At 66.5% G+C, this 18156-nt stretch carries 13 protein-coding genes; 5 read left to right on the top strand and 8 right to left on the bottom strand.

The genetic code is table 11. The annotated features are described in order from the left end of the window. Position 1 precedes the first annotated feature (1 nt). The 8 genes from thiS to BLQ77_RS15120 all read right to left on the bottom strand — a co-directional run bounded on the left by thiS (position 2) and on the right by BLQ77_RS15120 (position 9768). Positions 2 to 199 (bottom strand): sulfur carrier protein ThiS, encoded by a 198-nt coding sequence (gene thiS, locus BLQ77_RS15085; RefSeq protein ID WP_008885385.1) that lies wholly within the window; start codon positions 197 to 199, stop codon positions 2 to 4. After that, positions 189 to 1115 carry an FAD-dependent oxidoreductase gene (locus BLQ77_RS15090; RefSeq protein ID WP_089960674.1) on the bottom strand — a complete coding sequence of 309 codons (927 nt, stop codon included), beginning with the start codon at positions 1113 to 1115 and terminating at the stop codon, positions 189 to 191. Before BLQ77_RS15090 ends, thiS begins: the two co-directional genes overlap by 11 nt. Further along, a complete protein-coding gene (thiC, locus tag BLQ77_RS15095) occupies positions 1112 to 2896 on the bottom strand; it encodes a phosphomethylpyrimidine synthase ThiC (protein ID WP_089960676.1) in 1785 nt (594 codons plus the stop codon). The genes BLQ77_RS15090 and thiC overlap by 4 nt, the downstream gene beginning before the upstream one ends. A 410-nt stretch (positions 2897 to 3306) precedes the next feature. After that, complete coding sequence (locus BLQ77_RS15100; RefSeq protein ID WP_089960677.1) at positions 3307 to 4398, bottom strand: ABC transporter ATP-binding protein; 1092 nt, start codon at positions 4396 to 4398, stop codon at positions 3307 to 3309. Between the two features lie 14 nt (positions 4399 to 4412). Then, the gene (locus BLQ77_RS15105) at positions 4413 to 6068 is read right to left on the bottom strand and encodes an alpha-amylase family glycosyl hydrolase (RefSeq protein ID WP_008885675.1); all 1656 of its coding nucleotides are present in this window, start codon (positions 6066 to 6068) and stop codon (positions 4413 to 4415) included. A 16-nt stretch (positions 6069 to 6084) separates the two neighbouring features. Then, the gene (locus tag BLQ77_RS15110) at positions 6085 to 7335 is read right to left on the bottom strand and encodes a carbohydrate ABC transporter permease (RefSeq protein WP_089960680.1); all 1251 of its coding nucleotides are present in this window, start codon (positions 7333 to 7335) and stop codon (positions 6085 to 6087) included. Between the two features lie 12 nt (positions 7336 to 7347). Beyond that, a complete protein-coding gene (locus tag BLQ77_RS15115; RefSeq protein ID WP_089960681.1) occupies positions 7348 to 8322 on the bottom strand; it encodes a carbohydrate ABC transporter permease in 975 nt (324 codons plus the stop codon). Between the two features lie 87 nt (positions 8323 to 8409). Then, entirely contained in the window at positions 8410 to 9768 is a 1359-nt protein-coding gene (locus tag BLQ77_RS15120) for an ABC transporter substrate-binding protein (protein ID WP_375360205.1), read from the bottom strand. Positions 9769 to 10019: 251 nt separating this feature from the next. On the opposite strand from BLQ77_RS15120, the gene BLQ77_RS15125 reads away from it, so the two are divergent. The 5 genes from BLQ77_RS15125 (at position 10020) to glgB (ending at position 18096) form a co-directional block, all read left to right on the top strand. Then, entirely contained in the window at positions 10020 to 11051 is a 1032-nt protein-coding gene (locus BLQ77_RS15125; RefSeq protein ID WP_089960684.1) for a LacI family DNA-binding transcriptional regulator, read from the top strand. 11 nt (positions 11052 to 11062) lie between these two features. After that, complete coding sequence (locus BLQ77_RS15130; RefSeq protein ID WP_089960687.1) at positions 11063 to 12394, top strand: GH1 family beta-glucosidase; 1332 nt, start codon at positions 11063 to 11065, stop codon at positions 12392 to 12394. Further along, positions 12391 to 13365 carry a glucokinase gene (locus BLQ77_RS15135; RefSeq protein WP_089960690.1) on the top strand — a complete coding sequence of 325 codons (975 nt, stop codon included), beginning with the start codon at positions 12391 to 12393 and terminating at the stop codon, positions 13363 to 13365. The genes BLQ77_RS15130 and BLQ77_RS15135 overlap by 4 nt, the downstream gene beginning before the upstream one ends. Before the next feature lie 97 nt (positions 13366 to 13462). Further along, positions 13463 to 15850 (top strand): glycogen/starch/alpha-glucan phosphorylase, encoded by a 2388-nt coding sequence (locus tag BLQ77_RS15140; protein ID WP_089960857.1) that lies wholly within the window; start codon positions 13463 to 13465, stop codon positions 15848 to 15850. A gap of 59 nt (positions 15851 to 15909) precedes the next feature. Beyond that, on the top strand, positions 15910 to 18096 hold the full coding sequence (glgB, locus tag BLQ77_RS15145) for a 1,4-alpha-glucan branching protein GlgB (RefSeq protein ID WP_089960691.1): 2187 nt from the start codon (positions 15910 to 15912) through the stop codon (positions 18094 to 18096). Positions 18097 to 18156: the final 60 nt, after the last annotated feature.

Here is an 18156-nt window from a genome sequence, read left to right on the forward strand (position 1 = left end):
CTCAGCCCCCCTGCATCGGTGTGAGCACCTCGACCCGCGCGCCCTCGGCAAGTGCGGTGTCGGCGCGGGCGCCCCGGGGCACGAAAGCACCGTCTAGGGCCGTCGCCACGGCGGTCTCGGGAAAGCCGCGCTCGGCGACGAGCTCGGCCAGCGTGATTGCCCCGGTCTCGACGCGGGCACCGTTCAGCTCAATGCGCATGGCAGGTCTCCTTTGCCATCTCCTCGGCAAGCTCGCAGGCCAGCACCGGCGCCATCAGGAAGCCGTGGCGATACATGCCGTTCAGGTGGATGCGCCCGCCCTCGCGGCGCAGGCGCGGGATGTTGTCGGGAAAGGCCGGGCGCAGCCCCGCGCCGGTGCTGACCACCTCGGCCTCGCCGAACCCCGGGTGCACGGTCCAGGCCGCCGAGAGCAGCTCCATCAGCGAGCGCGCTGTGACGGCGCCGTCGCGGGCGCTTTCCACCATGGTGGCGCCGACCATGTAGCGCCCCTTGCCGCGGGGCACGATGTAGCAGGGAAAGCGCGGATGCAGCAGGCGGATGGTGCGGGTGAGTGTGACCTCGGGCGCGTGCAGCTCGAGCATCTCGCCCCGCACCGCGCGCAGGTCGCGCAGCCGGTCGCGGGCGGCGATGCCCCGGCAGTCGACGATCCGCCCCGACGGCTGTTCGCGGAAGGCAACCCCGCGCGCGACAAGGCGCTCGCGCAGCGAGGCCAGCGCCTCGTGAGGATCCATGTGGGCCTCGTCGGCAAAGAACAGCCCCGCCGAGAACCGCCCCGACAGATCGGGCTCAAGATCGTCGGGCCGCACCCAGTCGTGGCCGCGGGTGGCGCGGGCGAAGCGGTCGAGCTCGCCCGCGTCGCGTGGCGCGGCGACCACCAGCGTGCCGCGCTGCTCGAAGCTCTTTGCCCGCGCGCGCCACCAGCCGATGGCCGCCTGCCCGCGCGAGACGATGACCTCGGGCGCACTTTCGCCCTCGCAGAAGGGCGCGAGCATACCACCCGCCAGCCGGGAGACCGGAGGCGTCGCCGCCTCGATCACCTCGACCGGCAGGCCGCGTTCGGCCAGCGCGGTGGCGGCGCAGAGCCCCGCCACCCCGGCGCCCAGCACCGAGATCATTCCGCTGGCTCCGCCGGCACGTAGAGCGCGCCACCCTCGCGGAACTTCTCGGCCATCTTCTCCATGCCCTGCTGCTTCTCGGCTTCGGCACGGATGTCGTGGCTGATCTTCATCGAGCAAAACTTGGGCCCGCACATGGAGCAGAAATGCGCCACCTTGTGAGCCTCGGCGGGCATGGTCTCGTCATGCATCCCGCGCGCGGTGTCGGGGTCGAGCCCGATGTTGAACTGGTCGACCCAGCGGAACTCGAAGCGCGCGCGGCTGATGGCGTCGTCGCGCATCTGCGCGCCCGGGTGACCCTTGGCGAGATCCGCCGCATGGGCCGCGAGCTTGTAGGTGATGACGCCGGTCTTCACGTCGTCGCGGTCGGGCAGCCCGAGATGTTCCTTCGGCGTCACGTAGCAGAGCATCGCGGTGCCGAACCAGCCGATCATCGCCGCCCCGATGGCCGAGGTGATGTGGTCGTAGCCCGGCGCGATGTCGGTGGTGAGCGGTCCGAGCGTGTAGAACGGCGCCTCGTGGCAATGCTTGAGCTGCTCGTCCATGTTCTCCTTGATCTTGTGCATGGGCACGTGGCCAGGGCCTTCGATCATCACCTGGCAATCCTTGGCCCAGGCGATCTTGGTAAGCTCGCCCAGCGTCCGCAGCTCGGCGAACTGCGCCTCGTCGTTGGCGTCGGCGATGGAGCCCGGGCGCAGCCCGTCCCCCAGCGAGAAGCTGACGTCGTATTTGCGGCAGATGTCGCAGATCTCGTCGAAATGCTCGTAGAGGAAGCTCTCGCGGTGATGGTGCAGACACCACTTGGCCATGATCGAGCCGCCGCGGCTGACGATACCGGTGACGCGCTTGGCGGTCATCGGGATCATGTGCAGGCGGACACCGGCGTGGATGGTGAAGTAGTCCACCCCCTGCTCGGCCTGCTCGATCAGCGTGTCGCGGAAGATCTCCCACGTCAGGTCCTCGGCGATGCCGCCGACCTTCTCGAGCGCCTGGTAAAGCGGCACGGTCCCGATCGGCACCGGCGCGTTGCGGATGATCCAGTCGCGGATGTTGTGGATGTTGCGCCCCGTCGAGAGGTCCATGACGGTGTCGGCGCCCCAGCGGATCGCCCAGACCATCTTCTCGACCTCTTCCTCCATCGAGGAGGTGACGGCGGAATTGCCGATATTGGCGTTGATCTTCACCTTGAAGTTGCGGCCGATGATCATCGGCTCGAGCTCGCGGTGGTTGATGTTGGCCGGGATGATGGCGCGGCCCGCGGCGATCTCGTCGCGCACGAACTCGGCCGTCACGAGGTCGGGAAGGTTGGCGCCCATGGGCTCGCCGCCGCGGCTGTAGGCCGCCATCCGGCCCTCGTTCTCGCGGATTGCCACGAACTCCATCTCGGGCGTGACGATGCCCGCGCGGGCATAGGCAAGCTGTGTGACGGCACGGTCGCCGGTGGCGCGCAGGGGCGCGCGCTGCACCGGGAAGCCCGCCACAAGCCGGTCGCCCTTGGCAAAGCCGTTGTCGGCGTCGGTGACGGAGCGGCCGTCGTATTCCTCGACGTCGCCGCGCGCCTGAAGCCAGCCGCCGCGCACCTCGGGCAGGCCCCTGCCGATGTCGATGGCGATGTCCGGATCGGTGTAGGGCCCCGAGCTGTCATAGACCCGCAGCGGCGCCTCGCCGGTGACTGCGATCTCGCGCAGGGGCACCCGAAGCTCGTGGGTCTGTCCATGGACGTAGACCTTGCTCGACGCCGGCAGGCCGCCGGTGGAGATGGTGGGGATCGTATCTTTCATGTCGGTCTCCTCTTCCGAAAAGACCCCGATGAAACGTGCGCCAGAAAGGGGCCATACGGCCCGGCGCAGGACATGCGCAAAGGGCCGCAGCGGCCCGAAAGGACCGCCCCTGACTGATGCAATGGGGGGATTGCCCTTCGGTCTTCCTACGCCAGCGTCAACTGGGTCAGGTTCAAAGGGTCGCGTCACCGGGCCTGTACGAAACAGCGCCCTGTCAGCCTCTCAGTCCCCTAGGCGGGACTCCCCTGACGTGGGTATTCGGTAGCACGGGGATCCGGGATCGGTCAAAGGGGAAATGTCGGGACGTGCGCGCGAAGGGCGCTTCCGGGCGCGTGCCGGGCGCCCGGAACGACTGAGGCGACGCATGAGAATCGCCTCACTTCTCATTGATATAGCGATGATTTCCGAGATCACCGATAGAGCAAGGACTGCCCTTCGGCGAACAGATGAACCTTCGCCGGATCCGCTGTCAGCCGCACTTCGGTGCCCCGAAGGCCGCGGTGGATGCCCGGCAGCTTGGCGATCACCGGCTCCAGTGCCGCGCCGTCTCCCTCGAAATGCAGCAGCGTCACCTCGCCGAGCGCCTCGGTCAGCGCCACGGTGCCGGTGTAGACGCCTGCGTCCTCGGCGATGACGAAGTCCTCGGGCCGGATACCGACGTTGACCTTGAGCCCCATGTCGTCCGGCTCGGTCGCCACATCCGAGAGCGCGGTGCCCCCGCCCGGCAGCCGCACGGTGGTCCGGGGGCCGGTGCCGATCACCTCGCCCGGCAGCAGGTTCATCGCGGGAGAGCCGATGAATTGCGCCACAAATTCCGAGTTCGGGGTCTCGTAGAGCTCGAGCGGCGTGCCGACCTGCGCCACGCCCTTGTTGGCCAGCACCACGATGCGCGAGGCCAGCGTCATCGCCTCGACCTGGTCGTGGGTGACGTAGATCATCGTGCGCTCGGGCATCTGCTCCTTGAGCTGGGCGATCTCGATGCGCGTCGCCACCCGCAGCGCCGCGTCGAGGTTCGAGAGCGGCTCGTCGAAGAGATAGACCTTGGGATCGCGCACGATGGCGCGCCCGATGGCGACCCGCTGCCGCTGACCGCCCGAAAGCGCCTTGGGCAGGCGGTCAAGATAGGGCTCGAGCTGCAGCATCTTGGCGGCGCGCTGCACCGAGGCCTCGATCTCGTCCTTGGACTTCTTCGCGATCTGCAGCGCAAAGGCCATGTTGTCGCGCACGGTCATGTGCGGATAGAGCGCGTAGCTCTGGAACACCATGGCGATGCCGCGCTGCGCGGGCGGCACGTCGTTGACCAGCTGCCCGTCGATCTCGAGCGTGCCCGTCGTAATCTTCTCGAGACCCGCGATCATTCGCAACAGCGTGGACTTGCCACAGCCCGAGGGGCCGACGAAGACGATCAGCTCGCCCGCCGTGATGTCGAGGTCGATGTGCTTCAGCACTTCGACCGTACCGCCGTAGGTCTTGCCGACGTCCTTGAGTTTCAGGTCTGCCATCTTCCTCCCCCCGATTACATCTTCTGCGCCAGCACCGGCTGCCAGCGACCGAAATGCAGCTTGCCGTCGGGCGCCGGCCCGGCCGAGCCCAGTTCCGCCCCGATCTGCTGCCAACGGCCGCGGGGCGCGGCCACGGTGACCGGCTCCTCGCCGATGTTGAAGGCGCAGAAGATTTCCTCGCGCCCGAGGCAGCGGCGGAACTTGAGCACCGTGCCCTCGCATTCCACGTGGCTGATCTCGCCCTTGCGCAGCGCCTCGTGGGCGTGGCGGAAGGCGATGGCGCGGCGATAGTGGTGGAGGATCGCCAGCGGGTCCTTTTCCTGGTCCGCGACGGTGCGGCTCAGGTGGTCATGGCTCACCGGCAGCCACGGGTGCATGTTGGTGCTGAACCCGCCGTTGATCTCGTCGGGCTCCCAGACCATCGGCGTGCGGGCGCCGTCGCGGCCCTTGAAGGCCGGCCAGAAGCGCTTGCCGTAGGGGTCCTGCAGATCCTCGAAGCTCAGCACCGCCTCGGGCAGCGCCAGCTCCTCGCCCTGGTAGATGCAGGCCGAGCCGCGCAGGCACATCATCAGCGTCATGTAGAGCCGCGCCGCCTCCTCGGGCACGCCCCAGCGGGTGATGTGACGTACCACGTCATGGTTCGAGAACGCCCAGCAGGCCCAGCCCCCGGGCGCCTTTTCCTCCATGTCGTCCATGACCTTGGCGATGTAGGGCGCGGTCGGCGCGTGGTCCGAGAGCAGCTCGAAGGCGTAGGACATGTGCAGGTGCTGGTCGCCCCGCGTGTAGTCGCCCAGCACCTCGAGCCCGCGCTGGTCCTCGCCAATCTCGCCCACGGCGGCCGCGTTGTAGCGGTTCATGAGCGTGCGCAGCCGGGCGAGAAACTCGAGGTTCTCGGGCTGGGTCTTGTCGTAGAGGTGGTTCTGCCAGGTATAGGGATTCACCGCCGGTGCGGTGATCGGGTTGCGCTCTTCCGGTGCCAGTGGAGGATTGTTCCGCAACTGCTTGTCATGCGTATAGAAATTCACGGTATCAAGGCGGAAGCCATCGACCCCGCGGTGCAGCCAGAACTCGGCCACGTCGAGCAGCGTGTCCTGCAGCGCCGGCTCGTGGAAGTTGAGGTCGGGCTGCTCGGTCAGGAAGTTGTGAAGGTAGTACTGGCAGCGCGTCGGATCCCACTGCCAGGCCGAGCCGCCGAAGATCGACAGCCAGTTGTTGGGCGGCGTGCCGTCGAGCTGGGCGTCGGCCCAGACGTACCAGTTGGCGCGGGGATTGTCCTTCGACGAGCGGCTCTCCTTGAACCACGGGTGCTCGATGGAGCTGTGAGACATGACGAGGTCCATCAGCACCTTGAGCCCCAGCTTGTGGGCGGTGTCGATCACCACGTCGAAATCCGAGAGCGTGCCGAACATCGGGTCCACGTCGCAGTAATCGCTGACGTCATAGCCGAAATCGGCCATGGGCGAGCGGAAGAACGGCGAGATCCAGACCGCGTCGACGCCCAGAGAGGCGATGTGCGGCAGGCGCTTGGCGATGCCCAGCAGGTCGCCCACCCCGTCGCCGTTACTGTCCTGGAAGCTGCGCGGGTAGATCTGGTAGATCACCGCGCCCCGCCACCAGTCGGGGTCTTTCTTGAGAAGCGTCGCGGAGGACATGTCCGGCATATCGGTCATGGTGTGTCGTGTTTCCTTACTTGACGGAGCCGGCCAGCAGGCCGCGCACGAGGTATTTCTGCATCGCGAAGAAGACCAGCAGCGGCACCGCGATGGAGACGAAGGCCGCCGCCGCGAGGATGCCCCAGTCGCCCCCGCGCGAGCCCAGCAGGTCGTCGGCGATCTTGACGGTCATCACCCAGCTCTCGGAATTCGAGGGCAGGAAGACCTTGGCGACAAGCAGGTCGTTCCACGTCCAGAGGAACTGGAAGATGGCGAAGCTGGCGAGCGCCGGAAAGCTGAGCGGCAGCACAATCTTGGTGAAGACCTGGAAGTCGGTGGCGCCGTCGACCTTGGCGCTCTCGATGATGTCACGCGGCAGGCCCACCATGTAGTTGCGCAGCAGGTAGATGGCGAGCGGCAGGCCGAAGCCGGTGTGGGCGAGCCAGATGCCGAGGAAGCTCTGCCCGATGCCCACCTTGTTGTGCAGCGTCAGCAGCGGCACCAGCGCAAGCTGCAGCGGCACCACCAAGAGCCCCACCACCATGGCGATGAGAAACTGCCGCCCGCTGAAGTCCATCCACGCCAGTGCGTAGGCCGCGAAGGCCGCGATCAGGATCGGGATGATGGTCGCCGGGATCGTCACCGTCATCGTGTTGATGAAGGCGCGGTCCATGTTGTTGGAATAGAGGATCAGCTCGTAGTTCTGCAGCCCGAACTCGGGCGGCTGCTTGGCCACGACGTAAAGCGTCGGTGGCCGCCGGATCTCGCCCTCCTGAACCCATGTGAAGTCGCCGTTGGGCGCCATGGTGAGCGCGCGGTCGATGCTGTAGCCCTCGACCGGGCGGCCGTCCTCGTCGGTCTCGGGCACCTCGGGGGCACCGTCTGCGGGCCAGGCGGTCTCGTAGTTCTCGGTGTCGAGCTCGCCGTCGCTGTCGCGGACCTCGAGCTTCAGCCGCCCGTAGGTCTGGCCGGTCTCGGCGGCGCCGGGGTTGCGCGAGGTGATGCCGAAGGCCGCGACCGAGCCCGAGCCGGTGCCGAAGACGTTGCCCTCGAGCACGTAGAGATCGCCGTCCTGCCGCACGCCATCGGCCTCGGGCTGCACGCGGAACGCCTGCTCCACCGGGAACATGGCCATCCACCAGCCCGACTGCGAGATCTGCTCGCGGTCACGGAAGGACGACACCAGGAGCCCCACGGTCGGCACCAGCCAGAGCAGCACCAGGAACAGGACGCAGAGGTTGGTGACGATCGAGAGCGAGCTTTTCTGTCCGGCGATATTATCCATGGCCGTGCCTCCTCACATCTCTTTCCGCGCCTGGCGGATGTTCCAGATCATCACCGGCAGCACGATGATCATGATCACGAAGGCCACGGCGGTCGCCCGCCCGTCGTCACGGAACATGTAGTCCATCATGTAGCTTGGCAGGATCTCGGTATCGAAGTTGCCGCCGGTCATCGCGTAGACGATGTCGAAGACCTTGAGCACGAGGATGGTGATCGTGGTCCAGACCACGAGGATCGTGCCCTTGATCTGCGGCACCTTGATGCGGAAGAACAGCTGGAACGGGTTGGCGCCATCGACGATGGCGGCCTCGATGGTCTCTTCGGGAATCCCGCGCAGCGCTGCCGAGAGGATCACCATGGCAAAGCCGGTCTGGATCCAGACCAGGATCACCATCAGGAAGAAGTTGTTCCAGAACGGGATCTGCAGCGGGTCGATGGCGGCAAGGCCCAGCGAGTCGCGGATGGCGTTGATGATGCCGATCTGCGGGTCGACCGTGTAGACGAACTTCCAGATCAGCGAGGCGCCCACGAAGCTGATCGCCATCGGCATGAAGATCAGCGATTTCGCGATGTTGCCCCACTTCAGCCGGTCGGTGAGCTGCGCCACCAAGAGCCCGAAGAAGACCGAGGCGGCGGGCACCACCAGCACCCAGAGGAAGTTGTTGAAAAGCGCCGTGCGGAAGCCCGATTCCGAAAACATCTGGGTGTAGTTGCCGAGGCCCACGAAGGTGTCGCCGGAGCGGTTGAAGAGTGAGCGCCAGAAGCTGCCCACCACCGGGTAGACGAGGTAGAGCCCGAGCGCGAACATCGCCGGCAGCATGAACAGCCATGGCCGCACCATCGTGGCGCGGCGGATGTTGCGCCCTCGGTCATCGGTGCGCGGCGGGAAGATCACCTTGTCGAGCACGATATTGGACAGGTAGAAATAGGCGATACATCCGGTCACGCCGATGAAGATCGTCAGAATTCCCTGAAAAATCGGTGACATATCGGATGTTCCTCCGCTGGTTATGCAACCCGCCTCTCCCCGGCGGGGCCCCGCGCGACCGTCGCCGCGCGGGAATGTCTCGGTGCCTCAGCGGATCGAGTCCCAGCGGCTCTGCACCGCCGCGGTCACGTCCTCGGCGCTGGCACCGGTGACGTAGTCGACCATGCTCGTCCAGAAGGCGCCGGCGCCGATCTCGGCGGGCATCAGGTCGGAGGCGTCGAAGCGGAAGGTGGTCGCGTTGGCGAGGATCTCGCCCATGGCGCGCTGCGCGTCGGTGGCATAGACCTCGGGGTTCACGCCCGCATGGGCGGTGAGAAAGCCGTCCTGTGCCATCCAGAGCTCATGCGCGATGGGCAGCTTCAGGTATTCGAGCATCGCGTCCGTCGCCTCGGAGGGCTTGGTGATCGAGAACAGCGTGCCCGCACCCAGCACCGGGGTGCCGAGGTCCTTTTCCTCGTAGGCCGGGAAGTAGAAGAAATCCGCATCGGCGCCGAGCTCTACATTCTCCGGGAAGAAGGCCGGGATGAAGCTTGCCTGACGGTGCATGTAGCATTCGGGAGGCACCGAGAAGAGCCCGTTCGGGCTGTCACGGAAGTCGGTCGTGGCCGCCGCCTGCGCGCCCCCCTGGACGAACTCGTCGTTGCGCACGAACCAGCCGAACTCCTCGACGGCCTCGACCACCGCGGGGTCGTTGAAGGGGATCTCGTTGCTCACCCACTGGTCGTAGACCGACGGCTCCTGCGTGCGCAGCATCAGGTCCTCGACCCAGTCGGTGGCCGGCCAGCCGGTCGCGGCGCCCGACCCCAGCCCGATGCACCACGGCGTGCCGCCGTCGTCGACGATCTGCTGGGTCAGCTCCTTCAGCTCTTCCATGGTCTCGGGGATCTCGTAGCCCATCTCGTCGAAGGCGATGGGCGAATACCAGACGAGGCTCTTGAGATCGACGCGGTAGAACAGGCCGTAGACGTGGCTCTCGCCGTCGGGGCCCTCGTAGGTCGACAGATCGACCCAGCTGTCACCGGCGGAGAAATTCTCGGACACCCAGTCGGCGGTGTCGTCGGGCAGCGCGGTCAGCAGCCCCTGCCTGGCCATGTCGGCTGCAAGCCCCGGTTGCGGGAAGACCGCGAGGTTGGGCGCGGTGCCCGCGCGGGCCGAAATCACGATGTCCTGCTCGAAGCTGTCGGAGCCCGAGTAATTGACGTTGGCACCGGTCGCTTCCTCGAAATAGCGGAAGACGACGTCGACCTTTGCCTTCTCGTTGCCGGTCCAGGGGCCGGTGATCTCGACGGTCTGGCCGGAGAGGTCGTATTCGTCGGCAAAGGCAGTATAGCCGTCCCACTGGAAGTCGCCCTCACCCACCTCGAAGGGCATGTCCTGGGCCTGTGCGGTACCGGCGGCCAGCGCAAGCAATGCAACGCTTCCAAGGAAACTGCGTTTGATCTTCATGGAAAAGGCTCCTCCCAATCCTCGCGGGAAACCCCGCATTGGTTTTCGCTTCTGGCGAGACTCGGCCAAAGCGCTTTGAAGATGCCCGAGCCTCCCGCGGATCATTGCGTCTGTCAATCGCAATTTGGCGGAATTTCCGACCACTTTAGCGCTGAAACGCGCCGGATCAAGGCGGTCAGAAAACATCTTTTCGCCGGACGGGTTTTGCGGTTAGGCTCGAAATCATCCGAAGCGCTTTGGGAGCGAGAGCCATGAACCTGAAGATGCTCGCCGCCCATCTCGGGCTGTCGCAGACCACCGTGAGCCGCGCCCTGAACGGCTACCCCGAGGTGAGCGAAGGCACGCGCCGGCGCGTCATTGAGGCGGCACAGCTGCTGAACTACGCGCCAAATGCCCGCGCCAAGGGGCTGGCGACGGGCCGCGCCATGGCCATCGGCCACGTCATCCCGATCTCGACCCAGCACGAGATGATGAACCCGGTGTTCGGCGATTTCATCGCCGGCGCCTCGGAGACGTATCTCAAGGCGGGCTACGACATGACCCTCACGGTCACCGGCGACGAGGACGAGGCGCAGAACTACCGGCGCCTGCAGTCGAAGGGCAATGTCGACGGCATCATCGTGCATGGGCCCAAGATGGCGGACGGGCGCATCGCCTTCCTGAACGGGCTGCGCATGCCCTTCGTCGTGCATGGCCGCGCCTCCAAGCTCGACGCGCCCTACAGCTGGATCGACATGAACAACACCGACGCGTTCCGGCGCGCGACCTCGTTCCTGCTCGATCTCGGGCACCGGCGCATCGCGCTGGTCAACGGGCTCGAGTTCATGGATTTCGCCTTCCGCCGCCGTCACGGCTACGAGCTGGCGCTGGCCGAGCGCGGCCTCGCCCCCGAGCCCGAGCTCATGCAGAGCGAGGAGATGACCGAGCCCTACGGCTACCGTGCCGCCGGGCGGATGCTGGCGCTGGCCGAGCCGCCGACCGCCATCCTGTGCTCATCGTTGATCTCGGCCATCGGGGTGCGGCGGGCGATCCACGAGGCGGGGCTCGCCATGGGCCGCGACGTGTCGGTCATCACCCACGACGATGACTTTAGCTACCTGTCGAACGGCCGCGACCTGCCGATCTTCACCGCCACCCGCTCATCGGTGCGCGAGGCCGGACGGCTGGCCGCCGAGATGCTGCTGCGCCGGATCGCCGATCCGGACCAGCCGCCGGAATCGCGCCTTCTCGAGGCGCAACTGATCATCGGCGGGTCCACCGGCCCCGCCCCGAGAAAACCTTAGGAAAGGCCCGCATGGAACTGACCCGTAAAGATTTTCCCGAGACGTTCACCTTCGGGACGGCGACCTCGAGCTACCAGATCGAAGGCCATTCCTTCGGCGGTGCCGGGCGCACACACTGGGACGATTACGCCGACACGCCGGGCAACGTTGTGCGCGCCGAGAACGGTGCCATCGCCTGCGACCACTACCACCGCTACGCCGAGGATCTCGACCTCGTGGCCGCCGCCGGCTTCGATGCCTACCGCTTCTCGATCTCCTGGGCGCGGGTGCTGCCCGAGGGCCGCGGCGCGGTGAATGCCGAGGGGCTCGACTTCTACGACCGCCTGACCGACGCCATGCTCGAGCGCGGGCTCAAGCCCTATGCCACGCTTTACCACTGGGAACTGCCCTCGGCGCTGGCCGATCTCGGCGGCTGGCGCAACCGCGAAATCGCATCGTGGTTCGCCGAGTTCACCGAGGTCGCGATGACCCGGCTCGGCGACCGCATGGCGACGGTCGCCCCGATCAACGAGCCGTGGTGCGTGGCGTGGCTCTCGCATTTCCTTGGCGGGCAGGCCCCGGGCCTGCGCGACATCCGCGCCGCCGCCCGCGCCATGCACCACGTGCTGCTGGCTCATGGCCGCTCGATCGAGGTGATGCGCGGGCTTGGCATGTCCGGGCTCGGCGGGGTCTTCAACCTCGAATGGGCCGAGCCAGCCGACGACAGCCCAGAGGCGCGGCTCGCGGCCGACCGCTACGACGGGCTCTACAATCTCTGGTTCATGGGCGGCGTGTTCCGCGGCGAATACCCCGCCATCGTGCTCGAAGGGCTCGAGCCGCACCTGCCCGCGGGCTGGCAGGACGACATGGGGCTGATCTCGCAGAAGCTCGACTGGTGCGGGATCAACTACTACACCCGCAAGCTGCTCGCCCCCGACCCGACGGCCCCGTGGCCGTCGCTGAAGGAGGTGCCGGGCATCCTGCCCAAGACCTACATGGACTGGGAGATCTACCCCGAGGGCCTGTTCCGCTTCCTCACCCGCACCGCGCAGGAATACACCGGCGACCTGCCGCTCTACGTGACCGAGAACGGCATGGCCTCGCACGACGATCCGGTCGGCGACACGGTTGAGGACGAGCACCGCATCGCCTTCATCGACGCCCACCTCGCGCAGGTGAAGCGCGCCATCGCCAACGGCGTGCCGGTCGAGGGCTATTTCGCCTGGTCGCTGCTCGACAATTATGAATGGAGCTTCGGCTACGACAAACGCTTCGGACTGGTGCACGTCGACTTCGACACGCTTGCACGGCTGCCGAAAGCCTCCTACCACGCTCTAGCGAGAGCGCTAACGGAGAACAGATGATGACGACCCAGATGACCGCGGTGCTGGCGGATATCGGTGGAACCAACACCCGCGTGGCACTGGGCTCCGGCCCCGAGATCGACGAGGCCAGCGTCCGGCGCTACCGCAACGCCGACTGGCCCGGCATCGGCGCGGTGCTGCGCGACTACCTGTCCGAGACCGGCGTCGGCGTGCAGGCCACCTGCGTCGCCATGGCGGGCCCGGTGCGCGACGGCGCGGGGCGGCTCACCAACCTCGACTGGGAGGTGAACCGCGACATCCTGCACGAGGCCACCGGCGCCGACACGCTCGCCGTGCTGAACGACCTGCAGGCGCAGGGCCATGCCGTTGGACACATCGACGCCGCCAACCTCACCGAGATCCTCCCCGGCCAGCCCGCCAGCCCGCAGTCCGCACGGCTGGTGATCGGCATCGGCACCGGCATGAACGCGGCGCCGGTCTACCGGCTGGGCGACCGCACGCTGGTGCCGCCGGCCGAGGCCGGCCACGCCACGCTCGCGCTGCGCACGGACGAGGAAATGCGGCTCTTCAGCTACATCTCGCAGAAGCACGACAGCGTCGGTGTCGAGCACTTCCTCTCGGGCCGCGGCTTCGAGCGGATCTACAACTGGCTCTGCGTCGAGGACGGCGAACCCGAGGCCGACATGCCCCCCGCCGAGATCATGAGCGCGCTCGAACGTGGCGAGCCCCGCGCCGCCCGCGCGGTGACGATGTTCTCTCGGCTGATGGGCCGGGTCTGCGGCGATCTCGCCCTGATCACCCTGCCCTTCGGCGGCATCTACCTCATCGGCGGGGTGGCCCGGCACTTCGGGCCCTACCTGCTCGACAACGGCTTCCGGGACGGCTTCCGTGAGAAGGGGCGCTTCAGCACCTTCATGGACCAGTTCCCGGTGCATCTTGTGACAGATGACTTCGCAGCGCTTACCGGATGTGCATGTCATCTTACGGAACAGTTGCAAAATCAGGCGTAGATGAATCGCGTCCTTGTCTTTTAAGCGACCGCCCTATTGATACTGGCTGTACTCGGAGCACCGGGTGCCAAGCCTTCCTATGAGCGAGCACCAGCCCATGATCCAGATGAAGACCCCTCCCCTTCGCGACGCGATCCTGCGCCACCTGACCTATTCCTTCGGCAAGGATCCCGAACACGCGATCCTCGAAGACTGGCGCATGGCGCTGAGTTACGCGGTGCGGGACCGGATCGTCGACGCGTGGTTCAAGGCCACCGAGCGCACCTACGACACCGGCGCCAAGCGGGTCTACTACCTGTCGATGGAGTTCCTGATTGGGCGCCTGCTTGAGGACGGCATCGTCAATCTCGAGCTGGTGGACGAGGCCAAGGCCGCGCTTGCGGAGTTCTCCAAGGATTACAACGAGGTTCTGACCGACGAGCCAGACGCCGCGCTCGGCAACGGCGGCCTCGGCCGTCTCGCCGCCTGTTTCCTCGAGAGCCTTTCGACCATCGGTTGCCCGGCGCATGGCTACGGCATCCGCTACGAGCACGGCCTGTTCCGGCAGAGTTTCGTCGACGGGCGCCAGATCGAGCAGCCCGAGCTCTGGCTCGGCCAGCGCCACGCCTGGGAATTCGAACGCCCCGAGGTGCGCTATCGCATCGGCTTCGGTGGCCATGTCGACACCCGCGGCGAGACCGTGCGCTGGTACCCTTCCGAAGAGGTCGAGGCCGAGGCCTTCGACACGCCCGTGGTGGGCTGGAAGGGCCGCTGGGCCAACACCCTGCGCCTGTGGTCTGGCCGTGCCATCCACCCGTTCGACCTCGACGCCTTCAACCACGGCGACTACGCCAAGGCCGCGGCGCCCGAGGCGCTGGCGCGCACCATCAGCCGCGTGCTCTACCCCGACGACACGACGGAACAGGGCAAGGAGCTGCGTCTGAAGCAGGAGTATTTCCTGACCGGTGCCGCCCTGCGCGACATCCTGCGCCGCTTCAACAACCAGTTCGGCGACCTGCGCCGTCTGCCCGAAAAGGTGGCGATCCAGCTCAACGATACCCACCCGGCCATCGCCGGCCCCGAGCTGATCCGCATCCTCCACGATGAGCGTGGCATTCCGTTCGACGAGTCGATGGAGATCGCCCGCAACACGCTCAGCTATACCAACCACACGCTGCTGCCCGAGGCGCTGGAAAGCTGGGGCGAGGCATTGTTCGGCCGGCTGCTGCCGCGTCACATCCAGATCATCGACCAGATCGATTTCACCCACGCGCAGAAGAACCCCACGCGCACCCAGTCGATGCGGTCCGATCACCAGGTCAAGATGGGCCAGCTGTCCTTCGTGATGGCGCATCACGTGAACGGCGTCTCGGCACTTCATACCGAGCTCATGAAGACCACCGTCTTCGAAGAGCTGCACCACCTGCACCCCGACCGCATCGTCAACGAGACCAACGGCGTCACCCCGCGCCGCTGGCTGCTGGCCTGCAACCCGCGTCTTGCCGGGCTCATCACCGAGGGCATCGGCGAGGGCTGGGTCGACGATCTCGAGCAGCTCGAGAAACTCGAGCCCTACATCGAGGATGCCGGCTGGCTCGAGCGCTACGCCAGGGTCAAGCGCGCCAACAAGGTCGAGCTGTCGAATTGGATGGGCCAGGCGCATGGCATCCACGTCGATCCCGATATGCTCTTCGACGTGCAGATCAAGCGCATGCACGAGTACAAGCGCCAGCACCTCAACATCCTCGAGGCGATCGCCCACTGGCAGGAGATCCGCGAAAATCCCGATGCCGGCTGGACGCCGCGCCTCAAGCTCTTCGCGGGCAAGGCTGCCCCGGGCTATTTCTTCGCCAAGGACATCATCCGGCTGATCAACGATGCGGCGGTGGTCATCAACAACGACCCGGTGACCAACAAGTACCTGAAGATCGCCTTCCTGCCGAACTACAACGTGTCGCTCGCCGAGCGGCTGGTCCCCGCCGCCGACCTCTCCGAGCAGATCTCGACCGCCGGCAAGGAGGCCTCGGGCACCGGCAACATGAAGTTCGCCCTGAACGGCGCGCCCACGGTCGGCACGCTCGACGGCGCCAACGTCGAGATCCGCGAGCACGTGGGGGCCGAGAACTTCTTCCTCTTCGGCATGACCGCCGAGGAGGTGATGGAGCGCCGCACCGTCGAGAGCCATGCGCAAAAGGCCATCGAGGCGGACCCGCGGCTGGCCAGTGCCCTGAACGCAATCCGCGACGGCCGGTTCTCGCCGTCCGAGCCCACGCGCTACCACAACGTGGTCGGCAATCTGGAGGGCGCGGACTACTTCCTCGTGTGCTCGGATTTCACCGATTACTGGCGTGCACAGCGCGAGGTCGACACCGCCTTCGCCGATCCGCAGGGCTGGGCGCGGATGGCCGCGTTCAACACCGCGCGGTCGGGCTGGTTCTCGTCGGATCGCACAATCCGGGGCTACATGGCGGACATCTGGAAGGCAAAAAGCCTGCTCGATCGCTGAGTCAGAAACAGTTAACGCGACTCATTGCGAACAGCTCAGATCGCACTACAGTCCGAGGCATGACCGATGCAAAGCACCCCCCCGCCTCGGAATTTCAGCGCCTGATCCAGGGGCAGCATGACGATCCATTCGGCCTTCTCGGGCCGCGTGGGTCGGGCAACGACCGCCATGTCACTGCCTTCGACCCCGGCGCCGAAAAGATGTTCGCCTGCACCACCGACGCCCGGCACCGGCTCGACCCGGTGCCAGACGCCCCGGGCGTGTTCCACGGCCCCGTGCCCGGCGACGGCCATTACTGGCTGCGCGGTGAGGCCAAGGGCGAGCACTGGGAGTTCGAGGACGTCTACCGCTTCGGCACCGTGCTGGGCGAGATCGACGAGTATCTCCTTGGCGAGGGCAGCCACCTGCGCCTCTGGGAGGTGCTCGGCGCCCATGTGATGCAGCACGAGGGCATGTGGGGCACGCATTTCGCGGTCTGGGCCCCCAACGCCCGCCGCGTCTCGGTGGTCGGCGACTTCAACTGGTGGAACGGACTGCGTCATGCCATGCGCCGCCGCGGCGCCACCGGCGTGTGGGAGATCTTCATCCCCTACGTCGCCGACGGTGCCTTCTACCGCTACGAGATCGTCGGCCCCGACGGCACCGTCCAGCCGCGCAAGGCCGATCCTGTGGGCTTCGGCTCCGAGCATCCGCCCGCCAACGCCTCCATCGTGCGCGACATCTCGGGCTATGGCTGGTCCGACGAGGAGTGGATCACCACCCGCTCCGAGGCGCAGCGACGCGATGCGCCGATCTCGATCTACGAGGTCCACCTGCCGTCCTGGCGCCGCAAGGACTGGGGACGGCCGATCTCCTACGTCGAGGCCGCGCGCGAGCTGGTGAGCTACGTCAAGGAGATGGGCTTCACCCATATCGAGCTGATGCCGATCAGCGAGTACCCGTTCGACGGCTCGTGGGGCTATCAGCCCATCGGCATGTTCGCCCCCACCATCCGCTGCGGCCTGCCGCACGAGTTCCGCGACCTTGTGAACGCCGCCCACCTCGAAGGGCTGGGCGTGATCCTCGACTGGGTGCCGGGTCACTTCCCCAGCGATCCGCACGGGCTGGGCCGCTTCGACGGCACCGCGCTCTACGAGCACGCCGACCCGCGCGAGGGCTTCCACAAGGACTGGAACACGCTGATCTACAACTACGGACGGGCCGAGGTATCGAACTTCCTCACCGCAAACGCGCTCTTCTGGCTCGACGAGTTCCACGCCGACGGGCTGCGGGTCGATGCGGTGGCCTCGATGCTCTACCGCGACTACTCGCGCAACGCCGGGGAGTGGGTGCCCAACAAGGACGGCGGCCGCGAGAACTACGAGGCCATCGCCGTGCTGCAACGGATGAACACCGCCACCTACGGCGAGCATCCGGGCATCATGACCGTGGCCGAGGAAAGCACCGCCTATCCCGGCGTGTCCCAGCCCGTCGATCAGGGCGGGCTCGGCTTCGGCTTCAAGTGGAACATGGGGTGGATGAACGACACCCTCGAGTACATCAAGAAGGACCCGGTCTACCGGTCCTATCACCACCACCAGATGACCTTCGGGCTGGTCTATGCCTTCTCCGAGAACTTCATCCTGCCGATCAGCCACGACGAGGTGGTGCACGGCAAGGGCTCGATGATCGGCAAGATGCCGGGCAACGACTGGGAGAAATTCGCCAACCTGCGGGCCTATTACGGCTTCATGTGGGGGCACCCGGGCAAGAAGCTGCTGTTCATGGGGCAGGAGCTGGCGCAGCGGTCCGAGTGGAACCACGACGCGCAGGTCGACTGGGACTGCCTCGGCGATGCGCGTCACGAGGGCATCCAGCGGCTGGTACGAGACCTCAACCACCTCTACCGCGACACGCCCGCGATGCACGTCAAGGACTGCTTCGAGGACGGGTTCCAGTGGATCGTCGGCGGCGACCAGCAGAATTCGGTCTTCGCCTGGGTCCGCCGCGGCGGGCCGGACGATCCCGAGGTCGTGGTGATCTGCAACTTCACGCCGCAGGAGCACCCGGACTACCGCATGGGGATGCCGTCTGCCGGGCGCTGGCGCGAGGTTATCAACAGCGACGCCGAGATCTACGGCGGCGAAAATCGTGGCAATTACGGGTCCGTCGAGGCGCACGAGGGCGAGATGCATGGCCAGCCGGCCCATGCCGACGTCACCGTGCCGCCGCTGTCGACGGTCTGGCTGATGCGCGACACTGACTAGAAAGACGGGGCTATTTCAAACGGTTGTCACGATTCGGGGCGAGACAACCTCTGAGAATGA

It is taken from the genome of Salipiger thiooxidans, assembly GCF_900102075.1.
GTDB lineage: Bacteria > Pseudomonadota > Alphaproteobacteria > Rhodobacterales > Rhodobacteraceae > Salipiger > Salipiger thiooxidans.

Coding starts and splice junctions, on each gene's coding strand:
- thiS (WP_008885385.1), bottom strand. CDS start 199: ATGCGCATTGAGCTGAACGGTGCCCGCGTCGAGACCGGGGCAATCACG.
- BLQ77_RS15090 (WP_089960674.1), bottom strand. CDS start 1,115: ATGATCTCGGTGCTGGGCGCCGGGGTGGCGGGGCTCTGCGCCGCCACC.
- thiC (WP_089960676.1), bottom strand. CDS start 2,896: ATGAAAGATACGATCCCCACCATCTCCACCGGCGGCCTGCCGGCGTCG.
- BLQ77_RS15100 (WP_089960677.1), bottom strand. CDS start 4,398: ATGGCAGACCTGAAACTCAAGGACGTCGGCAAGACCTACGGCGGTACG.
- BLQ77_RS15105 (WP_008885675.1), bottom strand. CDS start 6,068: ATGACCGATATGCCGGACATGTCCTCCGCGACGCTTCTCAAGAAAGAC.
- BLQ77_RS15110 (WP_089960680.1), bottom strand. CDS start 7,335: ATGGATAATATCGCCGGACAGAAAAGCTCGCTCTCGATCGTCACCAAC.
- BLQ77_RS15115 (WP_089960681.1), bottom strand. CDS start 8,322: ATGTCACCGATTTTTCAGGGAATTCTGACGATCTTCATCGGCGTGACC.
- BLQ77_RS15120 (WP_375360205.1), bottom strand. CDS start 9,768: ATGAAGATCAAACGCAGTTTCCTTGGAAGCGTTGCATTGCTTGCGCTG.
- BLQ77_RS15125 (WP_089960684.1), top strand. CDS start 10,020: ATGAACCTGAAGATGCTCGCCGCCCATCTCGGGCTGTCGCAGACCACC.
- BLQ77_RS15130 (WP_089960687.1), top strand. CDS start 11,063: ATGGAACTGACCCGTAAAGATTTTCCCGAGACGTTCACCTTCGGGACG.
- BLQ77_RS15135 (WP_089960690.1), top strand. CDS start 12,391: ATGATGACGACCCAGATGACCGCGGTGCTGGCGGATATCGGTGGAACC.
- BLQ77_RS15140 (WP_089960857.1), top strand. CDS start 13,463: ATGATCCAGATGAAGACCCCTCCCCTTCGCGACGCGATCCTGCGCCAC.
- glgB (WP_089960691.1), top strand. CDS start 15,910: ATGACCGATGCAAAGCACCCCCCCGCCTCGGAATTTCAGCGCCTGATC.